Annotated in this window: 18 protein-coding genes; 3 read left to right on the top strand and 15 right to left on the bottom strand. The window is 67.4% G+C overall.

What is annotated here, in order from left to right; translation table 11 throughout:
- The first annotated feature begins 74 nt into the window (after positions 1 to 74).
- The gene (locus ACIA49_RS07595) at positions 75 to 755 is read left to right on the top strand and encodes a GntR family transcriptional regulator (protein WP_396376306.1); all 681 of its coding nucleotides are present in this window, start codon (positions 75 to 77) and stop codon (positions 753 to 755) included.
- On the top strand, positions 752 to 1,150 hold the full coding sequence (locus tag ACIA49_RS07590) for a hypothetical protein (RefSeq protein ID WP_396376305.1): 399 nt from the start codon (positions 752 to 754) through the stop codon (positions 1,148 to 1,150). Before ACIA49_RS07595 ends, ACIA49_RS07590 begins: the two co-directional genes overlap by 4 nt.
- Here the strand turns inward: ACIA49_RS07590 and ACIA49_RS07585 are convergent.
- From ACIA49_RS07585 to ACIA49_RS07515, 15 genes are all read right to left on the bottom strand, one after another.
- Positions 1,147 to 1,479, bottom strand: coding sequence for a VOC family protein (locus ACIA49_RS07585; protein ID WP_396376304.1), 333 nt, complete (start codon positions 1,477 to 1,479; stop codon positions 1,147 to 1,149). The two genes, ACIA49_RS07590 and ACIA49_RS07585, sit on opposite strands and share 4 nt — an antisense overlap.
- A gap of 107 nt (positions 1,480 to 1,586) precedes the next feature.
- A complete protein-coding gene (locus tag ACIA49_RS07580) occupies positions 1,587 to 2,780 on the bottom strand; it encodes a Gfo/Idh/MocA family protein (protein WP_396376303.1) in 1,194 nt (397 codons plus the stop codon).
- Positions 2,781 to 2,824: 44 nt separating this feature from the next.
- Complete coding sequence (locus ACIA49_RS07575) at positions 2,825 to 3,499, bottom strand: glycerophosphodiester phosphodiesterase (RefSeq protein ID WP_396376302.1); 675 nt, start codon at positions 3,497 to 3,499, stop codon at positions 2,825 to 2,827.
- On the bottom strand, positions 3,496 to 4,803 hold the full coding sequence (locus ACIA49_RS07570) for an extracellular solute-binding protein (RefSeq protein WP_396376301.1): 1,308 nt from the start codon (positions 4,801 to 4,803) through the stop codon (positions 3,496 to 3,498). Before ACIA49_RS07570 ends, ACIA49_RS07575 begins: the two co-directional genes overlap by 4 nt.
- Positions 4,804 to 4,805: 2 nt before the next feature.
- Positions 4,806 to 5,621 (bottom strand): carbohydrate ABC transporter permease, encoded by an 816-nt coding sequence (locus ACIA49_RS07565; protein ID WP_396376300.1) that lies wholly within the window; start codon positions 5,619 to 5,621, stop codon positions 4,806 to 4,808.
- Positions 5,618 to 6,493, bottom strand: a complete 876-nt coding sequence (locus ACIA49_RS07560; protein ID WP_396376299.1) for a carbohydrate ABC transporter permease — start codon at positions 6,491 to 6,493, stop codon at positions 5,618 to 5,620. The genes ACIA49_RS07565 and ACIA49_RS07560 overlap by 4 nt, the downstream gene beginning before the upstream one ends.
- A gap of 71 nt (positions 6,494 to 6,564) precedes the next feature.
- On the bottom strand, positions 6,565 to 7,248 hold the full coding sequence (locus ACIA49_RS07555) for an MgtC/SapB family protein (protein ID WP_396376298.1): 684 nt from the start codon (positions 7,246 to 7,248) through the stop codon (positions 6,565 to 6,567).
- A complete protein-coding gene (locus ACIA49_RS07550) occupies positions 7,245 to 8,267 on the bottom strand; it encodes a 2-hydroxyacid dehydrogenase (protein WP_396376297.1) in 1,023 nt (340 codons plus the stop codon). Before ACIA49_RS07550 ends, ACIA49_RS07555 begins: the two co-directional genes overlap by 4 nt.
- Entirely contained in the window at positions 8,267 to 9,715 is a 1,449-nt protein-coding gene (locus ACIA49_RS07545; protein WP_396376296.1) for an FGGY family carbohydrate kinase, read from the bottom strand. The genes ACIA49_RS07550 and ACIA49_RS07545 overlap by 1 nt, the downstream gene beginning before the upstream one ends.
- A 12-nt stretch (positions 9,716 to 9,727) precedes the next feature.
- Positions 9,728 to 10,519: a DeoR/GlpR family DNA-binding transcription regulator gene (locus tag ACIA49_RS07540; RefSeq protein ID WP_396376295.1), complete on the bottom strand. Its 792-nt coding sequence runs from the start codon at positions 10,517 to 10,519 to the stop codon at positions 9,728 to 9,730.
- Entirely contained in the window at positions 10,516 to 11,121 is a 606-nt protein-coding gene (locus tag ACIA49_RS07535) for a histidine phosphatase family protein (protein WP_396376294.1), read from the bottom strand. The genes ACIA49_RS07540 and ACIA49_RS07535 overlap by 4 nt, the downstream gene beginning before the upstream one ends.
- Complete coding sequence (locus tag ACIA49_RS07530; RefSeq protein ID WP_396376293.1) at positions 11,118 to 12,452, bottom strand: FGGY-family carbohydrate kinase; 1,335 nt, start codon at positions 12,450 to 12,452, stop codon at positions 11,118 to 11,120. Before ACIA49_RS07530 ends, ACIA49_RS07535 begins: the two co-directional genes overlap by 4 nt.
- 165 nt (positions 12,453 to 12,617) lie before the next feature.
- Complete coding sequence (locus ACIA49_RS07525) at positions 12,618 to 12,851, bottom strand: hypothetical protein (protein WP_391540920.1); 234 nt, start codon at positions 12,849 to 12,851, stop codon at positions 12,618 to 12,620.
- Positions 12,852 to 13,132: 281 nt separating this feature from the next.
- Complete coding sequence (locus ACIA49_RS07520; protein ID WP_396376292.1) at positions 13,133 to 15,763, bottom strand: hypothetical protein; 2,631 nt, start codon at positions 15,761 to 15,763, stop codon at positions 13,133 to 13,135.
- Positions 15,764 to 15,821: 58 nt separating this feature from the next.
- The gene (locus tag ACIA49_RS07515; RefSeq protein WP_396376291.1) at positions 15,822 to 16,046 is read right to left on the bottom strand and encodes a hypothetical protein; all 225 of its coding nucleotides are present in this window, start codon (positions 16,044 to 16,046) and stop codon (positions 15,822 to 15,824) included.
- Positions 16,047 to 16,186: 140 nt separating this feature from the next.
- Between ACIA49_RS07515 and ACIA49_RS07510 the strand changes: the two genes are divergently transcribed.
- The gene (locus tag ACIA49_RS07510) at positions 16,187 to 17,614 is read left to right on the top strand and encodes a glycoside hydrolase family 43 protein (RefSeq protein WP_396376290.1); all 1,428 of its coding nucleotides are present in this window, start codon (positions 16,187 to 16,189) and stop codon (positions 17,612 to 17,614) included.
- Positions 17,615 to 17,647: the final 33 nt, after the last annotated feature.

The raw sequence follows: 17,647 nt of genomic DNA, 5'->3' as shown, positions 1-17,647 counted from the left end.
GATCGTGCATGATGCATGATCCACCCTGCCGAACGCATGCGGCCGGGTCAAGACCGCATCCGGAGGCTGATCACGTGGCGGAACCCGTGGCGGGCGCCGACCGGCGGGTGCTGCGCCGGCAGATGCTCGCGGACGACGTCTACGAGGCCATCAAAACCATGCTGATGGACCATGTCATCCGGCCCGGTGCCCGGATCTCCATCGACGGACTCGCACGGGAGTTCCAGGTCTCGTCGACGCCGGTTCGCGAGGCGCTCGCCCGGCTGGAATCCGAGGGGCTTGCGATCAAGGAGCCGCTGAAGGGGTACCGCGCGACGACGCTGCTCACGCTGGCCGAGTTCGACGACCTCTATCGCTTCCGGCTGTTGCTGGAGCCCTGGGCCGCCCGCCGCGCCGCCGAACTGATCACCGACGAGGGCCGCGACCGCCTGCACGCCGAACTCGCCACGGCCGTCGAGCCCACCTCAGTCGACTACGCCGGCTACAAGTCGCTCACAGTGCACGACAACCGGTTCCACACCCTCATCGCCACCCTCTCCGGCAGCGAACAGGTCCGCCTCGCCTTCCAGCGCACCCACTGCCACCTGCACATCTTCCGGCTGCACTACGAACGCGACATCGGTCCCGAAGTCCTCACCGAACACCGCGCCCTCGTCGAGGCCATCACCAGCGGCAACCCCACCACCGCCGAACAGGCGATGACCGCCCACATCCACAACTCCATGCAATCCCGCCTCCGCAAGATCTACGAGTGAAGCCCTTCCCACTGCCGATCCCACCGATCCTGCGGCCGTACATCCTCGACCTGCTCTGGGAGGTCGACGCCCTGCACGCGCTGCCCTTGCCTGCGGTTGAGATCGCGGTCGCAGAGCTGGCTCATCACCTCGACCTCCCGTTCTGGGCGTACGAGGGCAAGCCGTTCCAGCTCACTCCGCATCAGGTCGCCGCCGATCCAGCTCGGTACCACGAGCAGTACGCACGCACGCTCGCCGCCGACCTCGCGCACCCGCTGGACGCCGTACGGCGTCCAGATGGTCGCCTCACGATCCTCGACGGCGTGCACCGCCTGCTCCGCGCAGAGCTGTCCGGACTGCACGTCATCACCGTCCGAGTACTGGAGTGGGAGCGGCTCGGGGCGATTGGACTCTAGGGGTTGCCGCCGTAGGAGACTTCGTTGCCGTCGGGGTCGAAGAAGGTGGCGTGGCGGACGCCGTTCTCGTACGTCTCGCGGGTGGTGGGTTCCAGGCCGCGGGTGGCGATGGCGGCGAGGGTGCCTTCGAAGTCTTCGACGAAGAGGGTGTGCTGGGCGTGGCCGGCGTGTTCGGGGACTACCTCGATGTAGAGGTAGCGGTGCTCGGCGAGTTCCCAGACGGCTTCGATGTCGTTGGGGAGGAAGGCCGGCTCGGCGCCGAGCAGCTGGGAGTACCAGGCGACGGCGGTGTCGTAGTTGCTGACGGAGACTCCTGCGAACAGGTCCATCGCTTCACGGTAGCTAAGAACACGGAGAGGCGGGCGTCCCGGGGTCCGGCGCCGCGCGGTTGAGCGTGGGCGCCGGCCGACAGGAGACGTACTACGTGTTCTTGGCTTCAGGCGGGGGCGTCGCCGTGGTCGGGGATCTCCAGCTGTACGCCGCCTTGGAGGGCGGACTGGTGTGCGTAGATGCCGGGGAGGGTGTAGCGGGCGGCGACCCAGGCGTTGACGGGCGGGAGGGTCTTGTCGGCGACCGCGCGGACGAAGTCGTCGGCGAGGAAGTGGTGCGAACCCTCGTGGCCGTTGTGCAGGCCGTCGAACTCGGTGGGCAGGCGGCTGCGGTCGTGGACCGGGGAGAGACCGGAGCGGAACGCGTCACGGAGGGCCGGGTCGACGTTCGCCAGGTCCTCGTCGTCGAGGTTGCCTGCGGACGTCTCCATCAGGTGCGACACGTCCTCGACGCCCTGCTTGTTCTGCCAGACGGTCGTGGTGGCGAGCTGCTCGAAGCTGCCTTCGGTACCGAAGACGCGCAGGCGCGACTCACGAATGTGCGAGGGGTAGCCGACGCGGCGCATCTCGTTGGTCCGCATGACGCCGCCGTCGGCGAGCTTGAACAGCGCGGTCGCGTTCGAGAAGTCGTTGTCGAACTGGCTGATCTCCCTGTCGAAGACACCGTCGCCACGGTCGTCCTGGACGCCGATGCAGGACACGTGGGTCGCGTGCTGACCGGTCACCGACAGAACGTTGCCGACGGCATGCGTCGGGTAGAGCATGGGCGGGAAGGAGGCGGTCTTCTTCCAGTCCTCGCCGCCGGAGTACTGGTACGCCGCGTAGAACCCGAGGTCCATGTCGTGGACGTAGTCGCCCTCGGCGTAGAACACCCGGCCGAAGTCACCCGCGGCCAGCCGCTGGCGGCAGTAGACCGACGACGGGTAGTAGAAGCTGGTCTCGCCCATCATGTAGGTGAGGCCGGTCTCCTTGACCAGCTCGATGATCCGCGCGATCTGGTCGGCCTGGATCGCCATCGGCACGGTCGAGTAGACGTGCTTCCCGGCCTCGAGTGCCTTGATCGCCATCTCACCGTGGAACCAGCGCTGGGTGAAGATCGCGACCGCGTCCACGTCGGACGCGAGCATCTCCTCGAACGACTGGTGGGTGACCGACACCCCCTGCTTGGCCGCCATCTCGGCCGTCCGTTCCGGCAGGACGTCGGTCAGCCGCACATCGGACACGTCCGGGTGCGCGGACCACAGCCGCAGGAACGAAGGGGCGAACTGGCCGGCTCCGACCACACCGATGCTGATTCCCATGCGGAAGAGCCAATCACACATTTATATTCCATGGAAGAACAAATTCAGACGTTGGAACGTGTGAGGAGATGAGGGTTGTCGGTGGTGACCCCGTCGACACCGAGCGCGACCGCCTGGTCGAGGGTCGTCGGGTCGGGGACCGGCCAGGCGGTGACAGACAGCCCGGCGGCCTGCAGTTCGGCGACGAACGCCGAGGTCAGGCCGGTGATGCCACACAGCGCCCAGGTCGCCTCCGCCTCCCGCGTCAGCGCCAGTACGTCGGGAGTCGTGCGGCCGAAGATCCGCCCGGTCGTCGCCTCGGGGAACACGCGTCGGACCGCGAGCAGGATCTCCGGGTGGAACGAGGTCACCAGAGTCCGAGCAGCCAACGAAGGATCGGCACGGAGCGACTCGGCCAGCACCGGTACGGCGGCCTGCGCCTTCACCTCGGCCTGGAACCGAACGTCGATCGCGGCAATCGTCTCCGCCCAGGTGGGGATCACCTCACCCCGACCCGCATCCAGACTGCGGAGTTCGGCGAGCGTGAGAGACGCGACCTCACCGGAACCATCCGTCGTACGGTCGACGGTGGCGTCGTGAATGATGACGAGCTCGCCGTCGGCGCTCACTCGGAGGTCCAGCTCGATCTCGTGGCAGCCGTCGGCGACGGCGCGGCGGAAGGACCGCAGGGTGTTCTCGGGTTCGGTACCGAGCGAACCCCGATGGCCGGTGATGATCACAGCACCTTCTCCTCGTAGAGCCGTCGCACCTCGTCACCGATCGCGTCCAGCCGGCGGGCGACCGAGCTGAACACCTTGGCCGGTGCGGCGTTGTCGGCGTAGATCTGCTGCAGCCCGGTGTAGATGGCGACGTTGGCATTGCGCCCGTACAGGCGGATCGCGTCCTGTTGCCGGGCATTCGCGAGCTGCGCGATCGCAACGCCGTAGTTCGGCTCCGCAGCGATCAGGGCTTGCAGGCGAGGATCCTTGCGGGCGGCATCGATCACCGGGAGATAGCCGGTCTGGATCGTCCACCAGGCCGAGTTCTCGGGCTGGGCCAAGAAAGCGAGGAAGGCGGCAGCCGCCTGCTTCCGCTCCGTGGAGATGTTCCGCAGCATCCCGATCCCACCACCCCCGGTCGCGATCCCGGCCGCGACCTCCGAGGGCACGAATCCGGCGCCGACGCGGAATTTCGCCTTGCTGGTCATGCTTTTCAGCCCACCGGTCGACTCCTGGATCGTTGCCACCAGCCCGTTCGCGAAGTCCGTACTCGGGCTGCTCGCCATGTAGGCCAGCTTCGAGGAATGCACCATCGACCGCTGCCACTCTCCCGCCGCCACCGCGCCTGCCTCCGCGATCGTGACGTCCAGCCCGCGCGAGTACGAACCGCCGAACTGCCACACGTTCCCCTGGAACTGCCAGTCCCCGTCGACCTTCGCGAGCGCCAACGCCCGCAACGGCCGTCCACCCGCCTGCACCTTCGCCAACGCAGGTCCCCACGACTGCAGCTCGCTCCACGTCCGCGGCGCGCGATCGGGCAGACCAGCGGCAGCGAACGCATCCCGGTTGTAATACAGGATCGGTGTACTGCGGGCGAACGGTACGCACCAGCTCTGCCCCTTCACCACGTACTCGCCGAACAGCTTTGGCTGATAAACGGCCGGATCCTTCAAGTGCCCGTTCAGCGGTTCCAACGCATCGTTCAGGAAGAACCGTTCCCACGTCACGTCGGACAGTACGGCGAGATCCGGCGCCTGCTTGGCGATCAGGGCCGCCGCGACCTTCTGCGCGACATCGTCGTAGCTCCCCTGGAACTGCACCTCGACGTACACGTCGTCCTGCGATTCGTTGAACTTGGCAACGAGTCCGTCGACCGCCTTGCCGTTCACTCCGCCGTACGACGACCAGAACACGACCCGCACGCGTCCGGCGTACTGCACGGGCACCGAACCGGCTGGTTGCGAGTACGCCGCATCGACCGATCGGTAGCCGCATCCGGCCAACGGCAAGGCCGCGGCCAGCCCGAGGAATCCCCTGCGCCGCATGCTCATCCCTTCAACGCCCCTTGGGTGAGTCCGCCGACGATGTAGCGCTGGGCGATCAGGAAGATCAGCAGCATCGGCGCGAGCACCAGCAGGGTCCCGGCCATGATCGTTCCCCAACTGGCCAGTCCCTCTTCGTCCTTGAGGATCAGCAGGCCGACCGGCAGCGTCCGCATCGACGCGGTGTTGGTGACGATCAGCGGCCAGACGAAGTTGTTCCATTCCTCGACCGCCGTGATCACCACAACCGTGACGAGCATCGGTCGCGACATCGGCAGCACCACCCGCCACAACGTCCGCAGCTGGCCGGCGCCGTCGACCGCGGCCGCATCCGTCACCTCGGTCGGCAACGTCAGGAAGTGCTGCCGCATCAAGAATGTCGCGAACGCCGATCCGATGCCCGGAATGATCAACCCTGCATAGGTATTGATCCACCCGAGCGTCGCCACCGTCAGGTAGTTGGGCAGCAGCGTCACGTGCCCCGGCACCATCATCGCGCCGAGCACGAGGAAGAACAGCACCTTCTTCCCCGGGAACCGCAGATACGCGAAGGCGTACGCCGTCAGCACGGCATTGACCACCTTCAACGCAGTCCCCGCGACGGTGATGATCGTGGAGTTGAGGAAGAACCGATCGAACGGTGCCGCCTTCCACGCCAGCGAGAAGTTCTCCCACGTCAGCTGATCAGGCCACCATGAAGGCGGCCATTGATAGATCTCGGCCGGCTGCTTGAACGCCGTCGACACCAGCCAGTACAGCGGTCCGAGGAACACCGCAGCCACTCCGACCAGTACGACGTACTGGAGCGCGCGCACCTTCATCGGTAGTGCACCCGCCTCTCCATCACTCGTGCCTGCACGGTGGTGACGACCAGGAGGATGACGAACATGATGATCGACAGCGTCGCCGCCCGTCCCGCGTTGAAGGCCTGGAACCCTTCGTTGTAGATCGACCAGCTCAAGGTCGTGGTGGCGTCACCCGGCCCGCCGCCGGTCATCACCGCGATCACGTCGAAGGCCTGGAAGGTCCCGATCACTGTGGTGATCAACAGGAAGAACGTGATCGGCGCGAGCAGCGGGAGCTTGATCGCGTGGAACCGCCGCCACGTGCTCGCGCCGTCCATCACGGCCGCCTCGTCGAGCTCCTTCGGCAACCCCTGCAGGCCGGCCAGGTAGATCAGCGCGGCGAAGCCGGCGTTCTTCCACAGGTAGACGATCACGAGTCCGGGCAGAGCCCAGTCGGAGTTGTTCATCCAGTCCGGTCCGCGCAGCAACCCGTAGCCCGGGTCGAAGATGAACAGCCAGATCGTCGCGACGGCCGCGCCGGACAGGACGTGCGGCGCGAACGCCACCGTCCGCACCGCGTTGCGGCCCTTCAGCGGCAGGTTGAACAGGAACGCGAGCGCCAGCCCGATCACCAGGCTCCCGGCCACGATCAACCCGGTGAACACGACGGTGACCCACAGGGTCCGGTGGAACGCCGGATCGGTCAGGGTCCGCGCGTAGTTCGCCAGCCCGACGAAGGCCGGCCGGGCCGCGATCATGTTCCAGTCGGTCAGGCTCAGGAACGCGTTGTAGACGATCGGCCAGTAGGCGAAGACCGCGATCACCAGCAGATTGGGCGCCACCAGCGCCGCGAACAACCAGTACTCCCGTCGCCGCCGCGACTGTGGACCTACCGATTTCTCCCGCACGCCGTGAAATTATCACCACTGAGTGGTGAGGTATAGAGAAGCCGTGTGATTTTCTCGCCTATTTCACAGAGTCAGTCATCATCGTCGTCGCGCAGCCGGACTCCGGTGACCCCGGTGAGGTCGTCCAGGGCGAGCACCAGGTTCTGCAACGGAGCCCGGCCGGTGAAGCGCATCTCGGCCCGGACCACGTCCCGGTCGACCTCGGTCCGCAGTACCGACGCCTCGAACCCCATCGACGTGGCGGTCGCCAGAATCGCCCGCAGGACGCCGGCCCCGTCGTCGTACCGCACTGTCACGATCCGCCGGCGGTCCGGTGAGGGCAGGAGACGTCCGAGCCGGCCGAACGGCCCGACCGCGAGCAGATGCAGCACCGTCGCGGCCACCGCCAGGACCGGCATCCCAGCCCCGCAAGCCATGCCGATGGCCGCGGTCATCCAGATCGTGGCGGCGGTGGTGAGACCGCGGACGACGTCGCGGCGCATGAAGATCACGCCGGCGCCGAGGAAACCGACCCCGGAGACGATCTGGGCGGCGATCCGGGACGGGTCGAGGTTCACGTCGGTACCGAGGACCGCGTTGAAGCCGAAGCCGGAGACGAGCGTGAACAGCGCGGCGCCGGTCCCGACGAGCGTGTGCGTGCGCATGCCGGCGCTCTTCTGCTGCACCTGCCGCTCGATCCCGATCAGCATCGACAGCACGAAGGCGATCAGCAGCAGAAGCAGCTCGGTCCAGGTCGTGGAGGTCGCAAGCTTCATGACACCAGTCCTACCGGATCCTCCCCGGCAAGGTAGGCAGCAACGGCTTCAGCGGCGATCGTGCCCGCCCGAAGGGCGGTCTGCCGGGTCGCTCCGGCCAGGTGTGGAGTCATCACCACGTTAGGGGCCGACCGCAACCGTGAGTCGGCGGGCAGCGGCTCGACCGGGAAGACGTCAAAGGCCGCTGCACCCAACTGCCCCGATTCCAGGGCATCCACGGTCGCGTCGTAGTCGAGCAGACCGCCGCGGGCAGTGTTCACCAGTACGCCGCCGCGCGGCATCAGGGCGAGCTGTTCTGCCCCGATCATCCCCCGCGTCCGGTCGGTCAGCCGCGCGTGCAGGCTGACCACGTCCGATCGCCGCAGCAGCTCGTCCAACTCGACAACCTCAATGCCTGCAGGGACTCCCGCAGGATCGACGTACGGGTCGGCCACAACGACCGACGCTCCGAAGGCGAGCATGACGCGGGCGACTCGTTGCCCGATCGCGCCGTACCCGACCAGTCCGACGGTGGCTCCATCCAGCTCCGCGCCACACTCGTCGTACGCGTAGAGATCGCTGCGCCATTCGCCCTGTTCCAGCGTTCCTTGCAGGCGTGGAAGGTTGCGCAAGGCCCCCATCATCAATGCGACGGCATGCTCGGCGGCAGCGACGGCGTTGCGTCCAGGGGTGGAGGCGACCGTGATGCCGCGTTTGATTGCCGCAGGCACGTTGACGTTGACCGGCCCACCACGACAGACGACCAGGAACCGCAGGTCCGGCGCAGCATCCAGCACCCGCTCGGTGAACGGGCCCATCTGCGTGATCGCCAACTCCACCCCCGGCAGCGCCGCGATCAGCTGGTCCTCGGCATCGCTCGCTTCGTCCACCTCCGCTACCGGCCCGTACGGCGTGAGCGGCCACGGCAACGTGATCTCGCGGAAGTCGAACTGCACGCCCTCGACCGACTGCAACGCCGAGGCGAGCAACGAGTTGCGGACGAAATGATCACCGGCAAGCAGAGTGGTGACGGTTCTCATCAAGCTCCTTGAATAGGTGCGGGATCGGCCCAGCGGGTGCGGGCGTTCTCGATCCGGCGCAGGTAGTGGGCGTAGCCCTCGGCGTAGAAGGCCGCGCGGCCCGGGTCCGGGTCGACCTGACGAGTGGATGCGATCCATTCGGGCCCGACGGCGTCGAAGCTGCGGCGGGCGCAGATCACCGCACCACGCGCGGCGACCTGTTCGGCAGCCGTCGTGTGCAGGGGCGTGTTGAGCACGTCGGCCAGGATCTGAGTCCACTCGGCACTTCGAGCGCCACCACCGCAGACCGTCACCTTGCCAGTCCAGCCGGCCGCTTCCAGGCAGTGCCGAGCGGCGTACGCGATTCCCTCGCAGGTCGCACGGATCAGGTCCGCGGTTGTCGTGGAGAGTGAGATGCCGTCGAGAGTCCCGCGTGCCCGGGTGTCGACGAACGGCGCGCGCTCGCCGGCCTCGGACAGGTACGGCAGCACGGTCACGCCCTGCGCACCAGGTGGGCTCTCGGCCAGGAACGCGGGCAGTTGATCAGTACCGGCTCCGACGAGAGCGAGCACGCGGTCGAGCGCCGCCGTACCGACCATCGCAGGCATTGCTCGCAACCACAGGCCGGGCGTCCACGTGCCGAGCAACAAGCCAGCCGGCTCACCATCTAAGGGCAATGCGTCAGTGACCACCTGGCAGGCGAGCGTCGTACCGACGGTCAGCAAGGCATCGCCCGGCGTCTCCACCCCGGCACCGGCGGCCGCAGCCGGAAGGTCGTAAGGGCCCGCCGAAACCCGAGTGCCGGGAGCCATACCGGTCGACGCATCGCGCAGCTCACCGACCGCACCGTCTGGAGCGACCGGTGCCAGCAACCGCCGCAGCTCGGAGAGACCGGTCGCGGCCAGCGCTTCGTCGTCGTACAAGTCGGTCCGGGGATCCAGGAAAGGAGCCGACGCATCCGAGACATCGGTCGCGCGCACCCCGGTCAGCGCCTGCATGACGACGTCCTTGCAGTACGCCGCAGTCTCGGCCGCCGCGATCACCGACGGCTCTTCAGCCAGTACGGCGGCCAGCAGCGGACCGGATGCTCCCGGGAACATGCGGTTACCGGAGCGGCGGAACACCCGCTCTGCGACCCCATCAGCCGTCCACTGCTCAAGAATCGCGCTGCTTCGCGCATCCAGCCACGAGATCGCTGGCCGCACAGCTGCACCCTCGGAGTCGACCAGCCACAGCCCATCACCCTGTGCCGTGATCGCCAGCACACCCGGCCGATCCCCTACCGCGGCCGCCAGCTCACCGACCACCTCGTTGACCGAGGCAACGATCTCGGCGGTCTCGTGCTCGAACCGCCCCACCGACGGACGCACCAAGCGCGTCGGCCGCGAGGCCTCGGCCAGCGGCCGGCCCTCCGGATCGAACGCCACCGCCTTGGTCACGGTCGTGCCGACATCGACGCCGACATCCATACGGATCCCCTTCTAGAAGGCGGCGACCTCCACGGTCACACCGTGGTCGCGCAGCGGGCGGATCAGTTCTTCCGGGGTCTTCTCGTCGACCACCACGACATCGAAGTCGCTCAGCGGCGCGAGCCGGTGCAGGGCGGTGCGCTGCAGCTTGGCGTGGTCGACCAGCAGCACCTTGGTCCTCGCCGCGCGCAGCATCGCGCGCTTCACCAGGACGATCTCCTCCTCCTGGTGGAAGGCGTGCGTCGGCGAGACCGCTGACACCGAGCAGAACAGCAGGTCGGTGTGCAGCGCCTCGACGGCCTCCGCACACGGCATCCCACCGAACGAGTCGTGCGTCGCCGAGTAGATCCCACCGAGCGCGACCAGCGTGATGTCGCGCCGGTCGGTCAGCCGGGTGATCGCGGGCAGGAAGTTCGTTGCCACGGTCAACGGGGTGATGTCCTCGAGCAGGTCGACCAGGGCGAGCGCGCTGGTCGAGTCGTCCAGCATCACCGACATCCCCGGCTCGATCATCGTGCGGGCATACCGGGCCAGCGCGGCCTTCTCGGTCTGCGCGGTGTTCATCCGGTAGGCCACATTGCTCTCGAACACGCTCGTCGGCTGCGCGCTGACCCCGCCGCGGTACTTGCGGACCACGCCTTGGCGTTCCAGCTCGTCAAGGTCGCGGTGCACCGTCATCACGCTCACCCCGAACGCCTCGACCAGGTCGTTGGCCGACACCGAGCCGTGCTCGACGACGTACGCCGCGATCTCGGCCTGCCGGCGCGCGGGACGACTCAGCTCACCCTCGGGTTCTGTCGTCATGACGGGGCCTCCATTCGCACTGCGGGAACGTTGTAGGCCTCGAGTCCCACTGTGCCGTCCTGACTGCGGAAGCGCACGAGCGCCGCGGGACCGAGTGCTGGAAGAAGTCTGCGGTAGTCGTTCAAACGCAGACCCAGCACCCGGCAGACGAGCAGCCGGATCAGCGTGTTGTGAGCGACCACCAGAACCTTGCCACCCTCGATCTCGGCGAACACCTCGGCCACCCGGTCTGCAGCCTTGGCCGGATCCTCACCGCCCGGGAAGTAGTCGCGGACCGGGTCCGACTCGAAGGCAACGGCGACAGCAGGTGGCATCTCGGCCAGCCGTTTGCCTTCAGCCGATCCGAAGTCGACCTCACGCAACCGCGCGTCCAGCTTGGGCTCCAAACCCAGGGCGTCGGCGGTTGGTGCGATGGTCTGCCGCGCCCGCAGCATCGGCGAGCACCACAGCGCATCCGGCGCGAAGTCGATCGCCCACTCCCGCAACTGCAGCGCCTGCCGCTGGCCGACCTGGTCGATCGGCAGGTCCGACGAGCCGGTGTAGCGATTGCCGTGATGCCACGCGGTCCGCCCGTGCCGGGCCAGCACGATCGTGGTCCTCATCCGCGGTACCCCCGCGCGTCGAGCTCCGCGACAAAAGCGCCGTACAGGTCGTCGAGCCGGCTCGGCCGCGGCTCGAGGACGCGATCGATGCGGACCATCCGCCGGGCGGTCTCGGTCACCGAGCCTCCTTGGGAGGCCGCGAGAACGGCCATCCCGTACGCCGGGTCTGCGGCGACCGGAAGCTCAACCGGTACGCCGAGCACATCGGCCCGGAGCTGGTTCCAGTAGCCACTGCGCGTCCCGCCACCGGTCAATGCGACGCTGCGAACCGGGTCGGCTCCGAGCGCCTCGAGATGTTCGAAGGCGAGCCGCTCGATGAACGCCACGCCCTGCAAGACAGCGACGTACGTCTCCAGATCGCCATCGACCGCTCCCAGTAGGAAGGGCTCGGCCTGCGGCGCGACGAAGGGGAATCGCTCCCCGGTCTTCGCCAGCGGATAGATGACTGCATCGACTGGCCGCGCGGCTCGATCAAGCGCATCGAGGTCTGCACCAGGCAAAAGATCAGTCAGTACGCCGGCGCCGCTGCTGGAGGCACCACCGGGAAGCCAGCCGCCATCGGGGTGCCGGTGGCTGTAGACCGCGCCGGTCGGGTCATCGAGGAGTTGCTCGCTGACCCCCTTCAGCACAAGCGTCGTACCGAGCACTGAGTTCCAGGAGCCCGGGGCCAGCGCGCCGGCCGCGATCTGGGCCGCGCAGCCGTCGGTCATCCCGGCACAGACGGGCTCACCGGCTGGGGTACGGCCGAGCTCGGTGCCGGGCCGGACGACCTCGGGGAAGACCTCGAGCGGTAGGCCGAGTTTGTCGAAGGCGGCGGTCGGCCAGCTGTCCGCGACGAGGTCGTAGCCGGTCTTCAGGGCATGGCTCGTATCGGTCGCGACCGGGTGTCCGACCAGGTGGGCGGCCACGAAATCAGCACTGTGGATAACGCGCTGATCACTGTCGGCAACCAGGTCCAGGACCTTCGGCAGGGCCCAGGTGGGCTGCATCGAGGTCGCCCAGCGATCTGGGTCGGCGTCCACGATGTGGACACGACGGGCGGCTGAGCGGGCGTCGTCGTACATCAGGGCAGGGGTGAGCGGGCGGCCTGCGACGTCGGTCAGCAGGAAGGTGCCGGAGGTTGAACAGATCGCGATACCGCTCGGGACAATGCCGATGTCAACCAGGCAGGCATCGACCGCGTCGAGCCAGTGCTGCGGATCCTGCTCGTGCCGGACACCGTCCCGGACGCTGGTCAGCGGCCGGGAGGCGCGAGCCAGAACGGTGCCGTCGGGGTCGACCAGCACGGCACGCACGCTCTGCGTCCCGAGGTCGATGCCGATCCAGGCCACGCCGGCTCCCCTCAGACTGTTAGGTCAGTTGAGAAGATAACACCAGGTAGCGATAAGAGGCCAGCATGAGTCGGCTCCCGTCGCCTCGGGGGCGGACGGGAGCCGGTTCGCCGCCCGCCGACTGCGCCTGTAGTAGGCGGGGCGAACAGCTGGTGACACGAAGACTCAGGCGTGCATCAGGACGAGCGACGGGTCGGCGGTGGCCAACTCGAGGCGGCCGGCGTCGACGGACCCGAAGGCGCCGAGCGGACCATTGGCCGGGCGGCCGGTGCGGCCCACCCAGAACCCCCAGTCGTCCGGGGCGTCCGGCCACTCGGGATCCGGTGCCCAGCCAGGCGGCGGCTGCCAGCTGTCGCTCGGCGGCTCCGGCCAGTCGGGTGGCGGATTGAATCGGTACACGGGCGGTCCTTCCCAGATTCCCCAGTAAATCTGTGCCGTTGATCCGAACTGTCTGACTGATCAACGACCTGGTGCGCCGAAGGTCACGACTAAATCTTCGTAAAGTTTTCCGGCACGGCGCCTATCTCATCACCAGGACCACGCCCCGGCAAGCAATGGCTCACTCTGCGGACTGCATGTGCAGCCGCAGAGTTGGTTGCCTTGGTTTCCACAGGCTGTGGATTCGGCTACGCAGACAACCGGTTCAGTAACACTCAGTTGTTGCCCAGGGCGTGTTCTTGCTAGGGAGTGTTCAGGCGATCGCGGACGCGATGGTGGCCGGTGAGCGACTCGGCCAGCGAGTAGCCGAGGGAGCGGTAGGCCTCGAAGTCCCACTCGTCGTAGAACTGGTCGCTGGTCGGCGACCGCGGGAAGTCCGGGTGCCGACCGGCGTACACCTCGAGATCCCAGTCCAGGTGCCCGGCCATCACCGCCTTCACCATGAAGATCTCCGTCTTGTACGGCTTGTCTTCACCGTCGGCCTGCGGGTGCGTGGCGATGCCGTAGACCCAGGCCCGGTCCGCGCGTGCCTTGGCGCCGCGGATCATCGGCTTCGGGTCGACGTCGATCTGGATGCCGTGGTCCATCCGGGCGGTCGCGATCGCCTCGGCCAGCGCGCTGAAGCGGTCCTCGGCGTCGTTCGACGCGTCGATCACGATCACCTGCGCCGGCTTGCGGCGAAGCGCCTCGACCAGGCCGAGGTTGTCGTAGTGACCGCCATCGGTGACGTAGATCCGCCGGTCGTACATCGACGGCGAACCGATTGCTTCGCGCAACAAACGGTACGGGCCCGGCTTGTCGATGATGCTGCCGACGTACCGGCTGAGCTTGGGGAAGAAGCCGGTCACCGGCGGGAACGTGTCGTCGACGTTGTTGTTCCAGTACGGGTTCGGCAGCCAGACGCCCAGGCGTGCGTTCAGTACGGCGAGCAGCAGGCGAACCGGCCTGGTCCGCCCGTTCACGCGACCGGTCAGCGGACTGACCGCGGCACCGCTCATCGCCATCGCGGCCGGCACCGTCACCTCGCGCAGCAGGACGTCCGCCTCGCGTTCGTAGTCATCGGTACGACGCCGTCCGCCGTCCGGGAGCGAACGGTCGCCGATGATGCCGATGTCCTCGGCATCGAAGACGAACGGCACGCAGTCGCGCTGGGTCGGAACGAAGTCCGCGTCCTCGACATTCGCGACACCGGCGATCACCAGCTGCGGGCCGGCCTCGTTCGGCTTGGCCCAGTCCGAGTAGCGAAGGCGCTTGTAGTAGTCGATCGCGGCCGCGGAGCCGTTGGGCTTGCGCTCGACCAGGAACGCGCGCGACAACCGCTCGCGGTAGAACGAGTGCAGCGACGTACGGTTCGCGTCGGTGAGGACCTTGATGGCCAGGGCGATCGCGCCCAGGATCACCGCGACCCCCCAGTCGCTCCGGAACGCCCTGTCGGTCGCGTAGCCACCGGTCCAGCGCAGGAGCACGATGACCGCGGCCGCCCCGATGATCGCCGTACCGGCCCAGGGCGCGAGCTTGGTGCGGGCGAACGCGAGGAGGCGATCACGGAGCTTGGACGAACCCTTGCCTTCGGCAGCTAATCCGTTCCACACCGAGCGGCCCAGACCGATCAGGACGAGGACCAGGGCGCTGAACGACGCGACGCCTTGTTTGGTCGGATCCACCAGTGCCAGCAGGGCCGAGGGCAATCCGCTATCGCCGGGCAGCTGGCCGATCAGGTAGAGACCGCCCGGTACGCCGAGGAGCAGGACCGCGACCGGAACGCCGTACCGGAGCGTGATGCCGCTGATCGCGTTCAGCACCTTGCGAACCGGGTCGGGCATCCGGGCCCATCGGTCCCAGATCTTCTCGATCAGGAACATCGCGGCGCTGATCACGAGCAGGCCGACCGACAACGCGAGGAAGTGCCAGGAACCGCCCGGCCGCCAGCTCACGTGGATGTCGGTGTAGCCCGCGCTGATCACGTGCTGGTTGCCGAGGAACCAGCCGAGCACCCAGGCGATCGCGCGCAGCGTGATGCCGATCAGCAACAGGTTGACGACGAGACCGAAGAGGACGGACAGGCCGGCCAGGAAGATCGTACGGCCGCCTTGCAGCAGGTACCGCGTCTGGCGGCGGAGGCGGGCGAGTTCGGGTGAGCCCTGCGCGAACGGATCCGGTACGGCGCGACGGAGGACGTGGAAGGCGGCCGCGGTATAGCCACCGCCACTCACGCCGATGACGGTGGATGCCCTGTCGTACAAGCCGAGTTCGCGCAGGTGTTGAAGAGCGCCGAGGCAGAAAGAGGCTGAGCGGATACCGCCGCCGGAGCAGGTGATGATCAGTTTGCCGTTGTCGCGGCTGTTGTCCTGCTGGCTCGGGGTGAACGTGGCCGGCGAGGCGAGCTCCGCGCCGTACAGCTTGCGTTGACCGAAGCGGCTGGTCGCGAAATAGGAGACCGCGAGGACGATCCAGCCGACCACGAAGGTCGCGATCATCACGTTGGTCAGCAGGCCGGTCGACAAGTCCGCGCAGGTAGTCCCGCCGAAGTTGGACCAGAGCTTGAGGTCCTCGATGACGTCGAGGACGGCGGCGGCCATCACCAGCCAGGAGCCGACGGCCGCAACTGTGCGCCAGGACTGGCGATTCAGGAAGCGGACGTACTTGTAGGCCCGGTACGCCGCGTAGACGTAGGCCATGATGAACGTCGCATCGACGAGCAGCGAGAGCCGGCCGGGGACCTCACAGTCGATCCCGGCCTGGACCGCCTTGCGCATCGGCCACTGCACGACGAGCAGAACGATCGCCAGCTGCAGCGTCCTGGTGAACGTCCGGCGCCGGCCGATCTGCTCGATCGTGGCCTCACCCTTGGTGCCTTGCGATTCCCCCAGCATCGCCCCATGATGACGCCCCGTCACCGTTCGTTACCAGGTCTCGCGAGTCTCGATCCGGCTACGCGGCGACAGCCAGGGCACTGATCCGGTTCAGAACAGTGCCGGTGGCAACAGCCTGTTCCAGTACGGCGAGCTGTGCGCACGCGAGCCGGATCGCCTCCGACTGCGTGCGGCAGCCATCGGCGTACCAGAAAGGATCGTCGGGCTGACGGTCCTCCGCGTCGTCGATGTCGGCGTACCAGGAGTCCTCCCGGTAGTGCACGACCCGCACCTTGAGCTTCATGCGAGCTTCGACGCCGGTTGCGCGCGGCCGGTTCCGCGGGTGGCCTTTCGATCCTGGTGTGAGCTGTTTACAACGTCGTACAGGTCCCGGTAGAAAGTGTCTCTACAACGTTGGCACAGCGGCTCGGAAGAGGTCCCGCCATGAGGTTCGTCCGCCCCATCCTCTGCACGTTGCTCGCGGCCGTGATGACCGGCGGCCTCGCGAGTCCCGCACCGGCCGCCGAACCACAGGAGCACGCGGCGATGTCGCAAACCTTCCGCAACCCGGTGAACCCCTCGGCGGATCCGTCGCTGATGTTCTACAACGGCAAGTACTACGTCGCGACCACGCGCGGCGACCGGATCGGGATCTGGTCCTCGAACAGCCTTGCCACGCTACTGATCCAGCCCGAGCAGGTGGTCTGGCGCGACAGCAACACGAGCCGCAACACGCAGATGTGGGCGCCGGCGTTCCGGCACGTCGGGAGCCGTTGGTACATCTACTACACGGCCTCCGACGGCGTGGACGCCAACCACCGCATGTATGTGCTGGAGTCCGCGGGCAACGACCCGATCGGCCCGTACTCGTTCAAGGCGAAGATCGCCGACTTCGGTGAGTACGCGATCGACGGTGAGCCGATCACCGTCAACGGCCGGCAGTACTTCGTCTGGACCGGACCCGGCCGCGGGATGGGCGGACCACAGCAGCTGTACATCGTCCGGATGAGCAACCCCTGGACGGCCACCGGCACCCGCGTCGCGATCCCCGCCGACGGTGGCTGCAACGAAGTGCGCGAAGGGCCGACGCCGCTCTACGGTCGCGACCGGGTCTTCCTGACGTACTCGACATGCGACACCGGCAAGCCGGACTACCAGCTCTGGATGAAGAGCCTGGCCAACAACGCCGACCCGATGGTCGCCGCGAACTGGCAACAGCACCCCGGCCCGATCTTCTCCCGCAACGACTCCACCGGAGTCTGGGGTCCCGGCCATCACTCGTTCTTCAAGTCGCCCGACGGTACCGAGGACTGGATCGCCTACCACGGCAAGAACACCAGCACCTACACCTACGACTTCCGCACCTCACGCGCGCAGAAGATCAGCTGGAACGCCGACGGTACGCCGAACCTCGGCAGCCCCCTCGCCGCCGGCGCCACCCAGAACCTCCCCTCCGGCGACCCCGGCTCCAGCAACTACTGGATCAACGACACCCAGACCGGCACCGGCCTCAACCAGATCGAGTACGCCGGTAACTGGAGCTCCGGATCCGGCTGCGGCAACCAGTGCTTCTGGTCCGACGACCACTGGAGCGGCGAAACCAACGCCACCGCCACCATCCGCTTCACCGGCACCCGAGCCGCCCTCCTCAGCGTCAAGGACACCGGTAACGGCATCGCCGCCATCTCCGTCGACGGCGGCCCCGAACAACGCGTCGACTACTACAGCTCCATCCGAGTAGGCGAACACCTCACCTACCTCACCCCCACCCTCTCCCCCGGCCCCCACACCCTCAAGGTCCGAGTCACCGGCGACAAGAACCCCTCCGCCGCCGCCCCGATCATCAGCCTCGACCGCATCGAGGTCTACTGACGCCGAGCGACACCCCGGACCAACCGGTTTGGT

The sequence above is a fragment of the Kribbella sp. NPDC051587 genome, from assembly GCF_044453945.1.
Taxonomy (GTDB): domain Bacteria; phylum Actinomycetota; class Actinomycetes; order Propionibacteriales; family Kribbellaceae; genus Kribbella.
This window is presented reverse-complemented; position numbering and strand designations above follow the sequence as displayed.

What these genes read in the sequence shown, in the direction of transcription:
- ACIA49_RS07585 (WP_396376304.1), bottom strand. Translation starts at nt 1,479, where the DNA reads ATGGACCTGTTCGCAGGAGTCTCCGTCAGCAACTACGACACCGCCGTC.
- ACIA49_RS07580 (WP_396376303.1), bottom strand. Translation starts at nt 2,780, where the DNA reads ATGGGAATCAGCATCGGTGTGGTCGGAGCCGGCCAGTTCGCCCCTTCG.
- ACIA49_RS07570 (WP_396376301.1), bottom strand. Translation starts at nt 4,803, where the DNA reads ATGCGGCGCAGGGGATTCCTCGGGCTGGCCGCGGCCTTGCCGTTGGCC.
- ACIA49_RS07565 (WP_396376300.1), bottom strand. Translation starts at nt 5,621, where the DNA reads ATGAAGGTGCGCGCGCTCCAGTACGTCGTACTGGTCGGAGTGGCTGCG.
- ACIA49_RS07555 (WP_396376298.1), bottom strand. Translation starts at nt 7,248, where the DNA reads ATGAAGCTTGCGACCTCCACGACCTGGACCGAGCTGCTTCTGCTGCTG.
- ACIA49_RS07550 (WP_396376297.1), bottom strand. Translation starts at nt 8,267, where the DNA reads ATGAGAACCGTCACCACTCTGCTTGCCGGTGATCATTTCGTCCGCAAC.
- ACIA49_RS07545 (WP_396376296.1), bottom strand. Translation starts at nt 9,715, where the DNA reads ATGGATGTCGGCGTCGATGTCGGCACGACCGTGACCAAGGCGGTGGCG.
- ACIA49_RS07540 (WP_396376295.1), bottom strand. Translation starts at nt 10,519, where the DNA reads ATGACGACAGAACCCGAGGGTGAGCTGAGTCGTCCCGCGCGCCGGCAG.
- ACIA49_RS07535 (WP_396376294.1), bottom strand. Translation starts at nt 11,121, where the DNA reads ATGAGGACCACGATCGTGCTGGCCCGGCACGGGCGGACCGCGTGGCAT.
- ACIA49_RS07520 (WP_396376292.1), bottom strand. Translation starts at nt 15,763, where the DNA reads ATGCTGGGGGAATCGCAAGGCACCAAGGGTGAGGCCACGATCGAGCAG.
- ACIA49_RS07515 (WP_396376291.1), bottom strand. Translation starts at nt 16,046, where the DNA reads ATGAAGCTCAAGGTGCGGGTCGTGCACTACCGGGAGGACTCCTGGTAC.
- ACIA49_RS07510 (WP_396376290.1), top strand. Translation starts at nt 16,187, where the DNA reads ATGAGGTTCGTCCGCCCCATCCTCTGCACGTTGCTCGCGGCCGTGATG.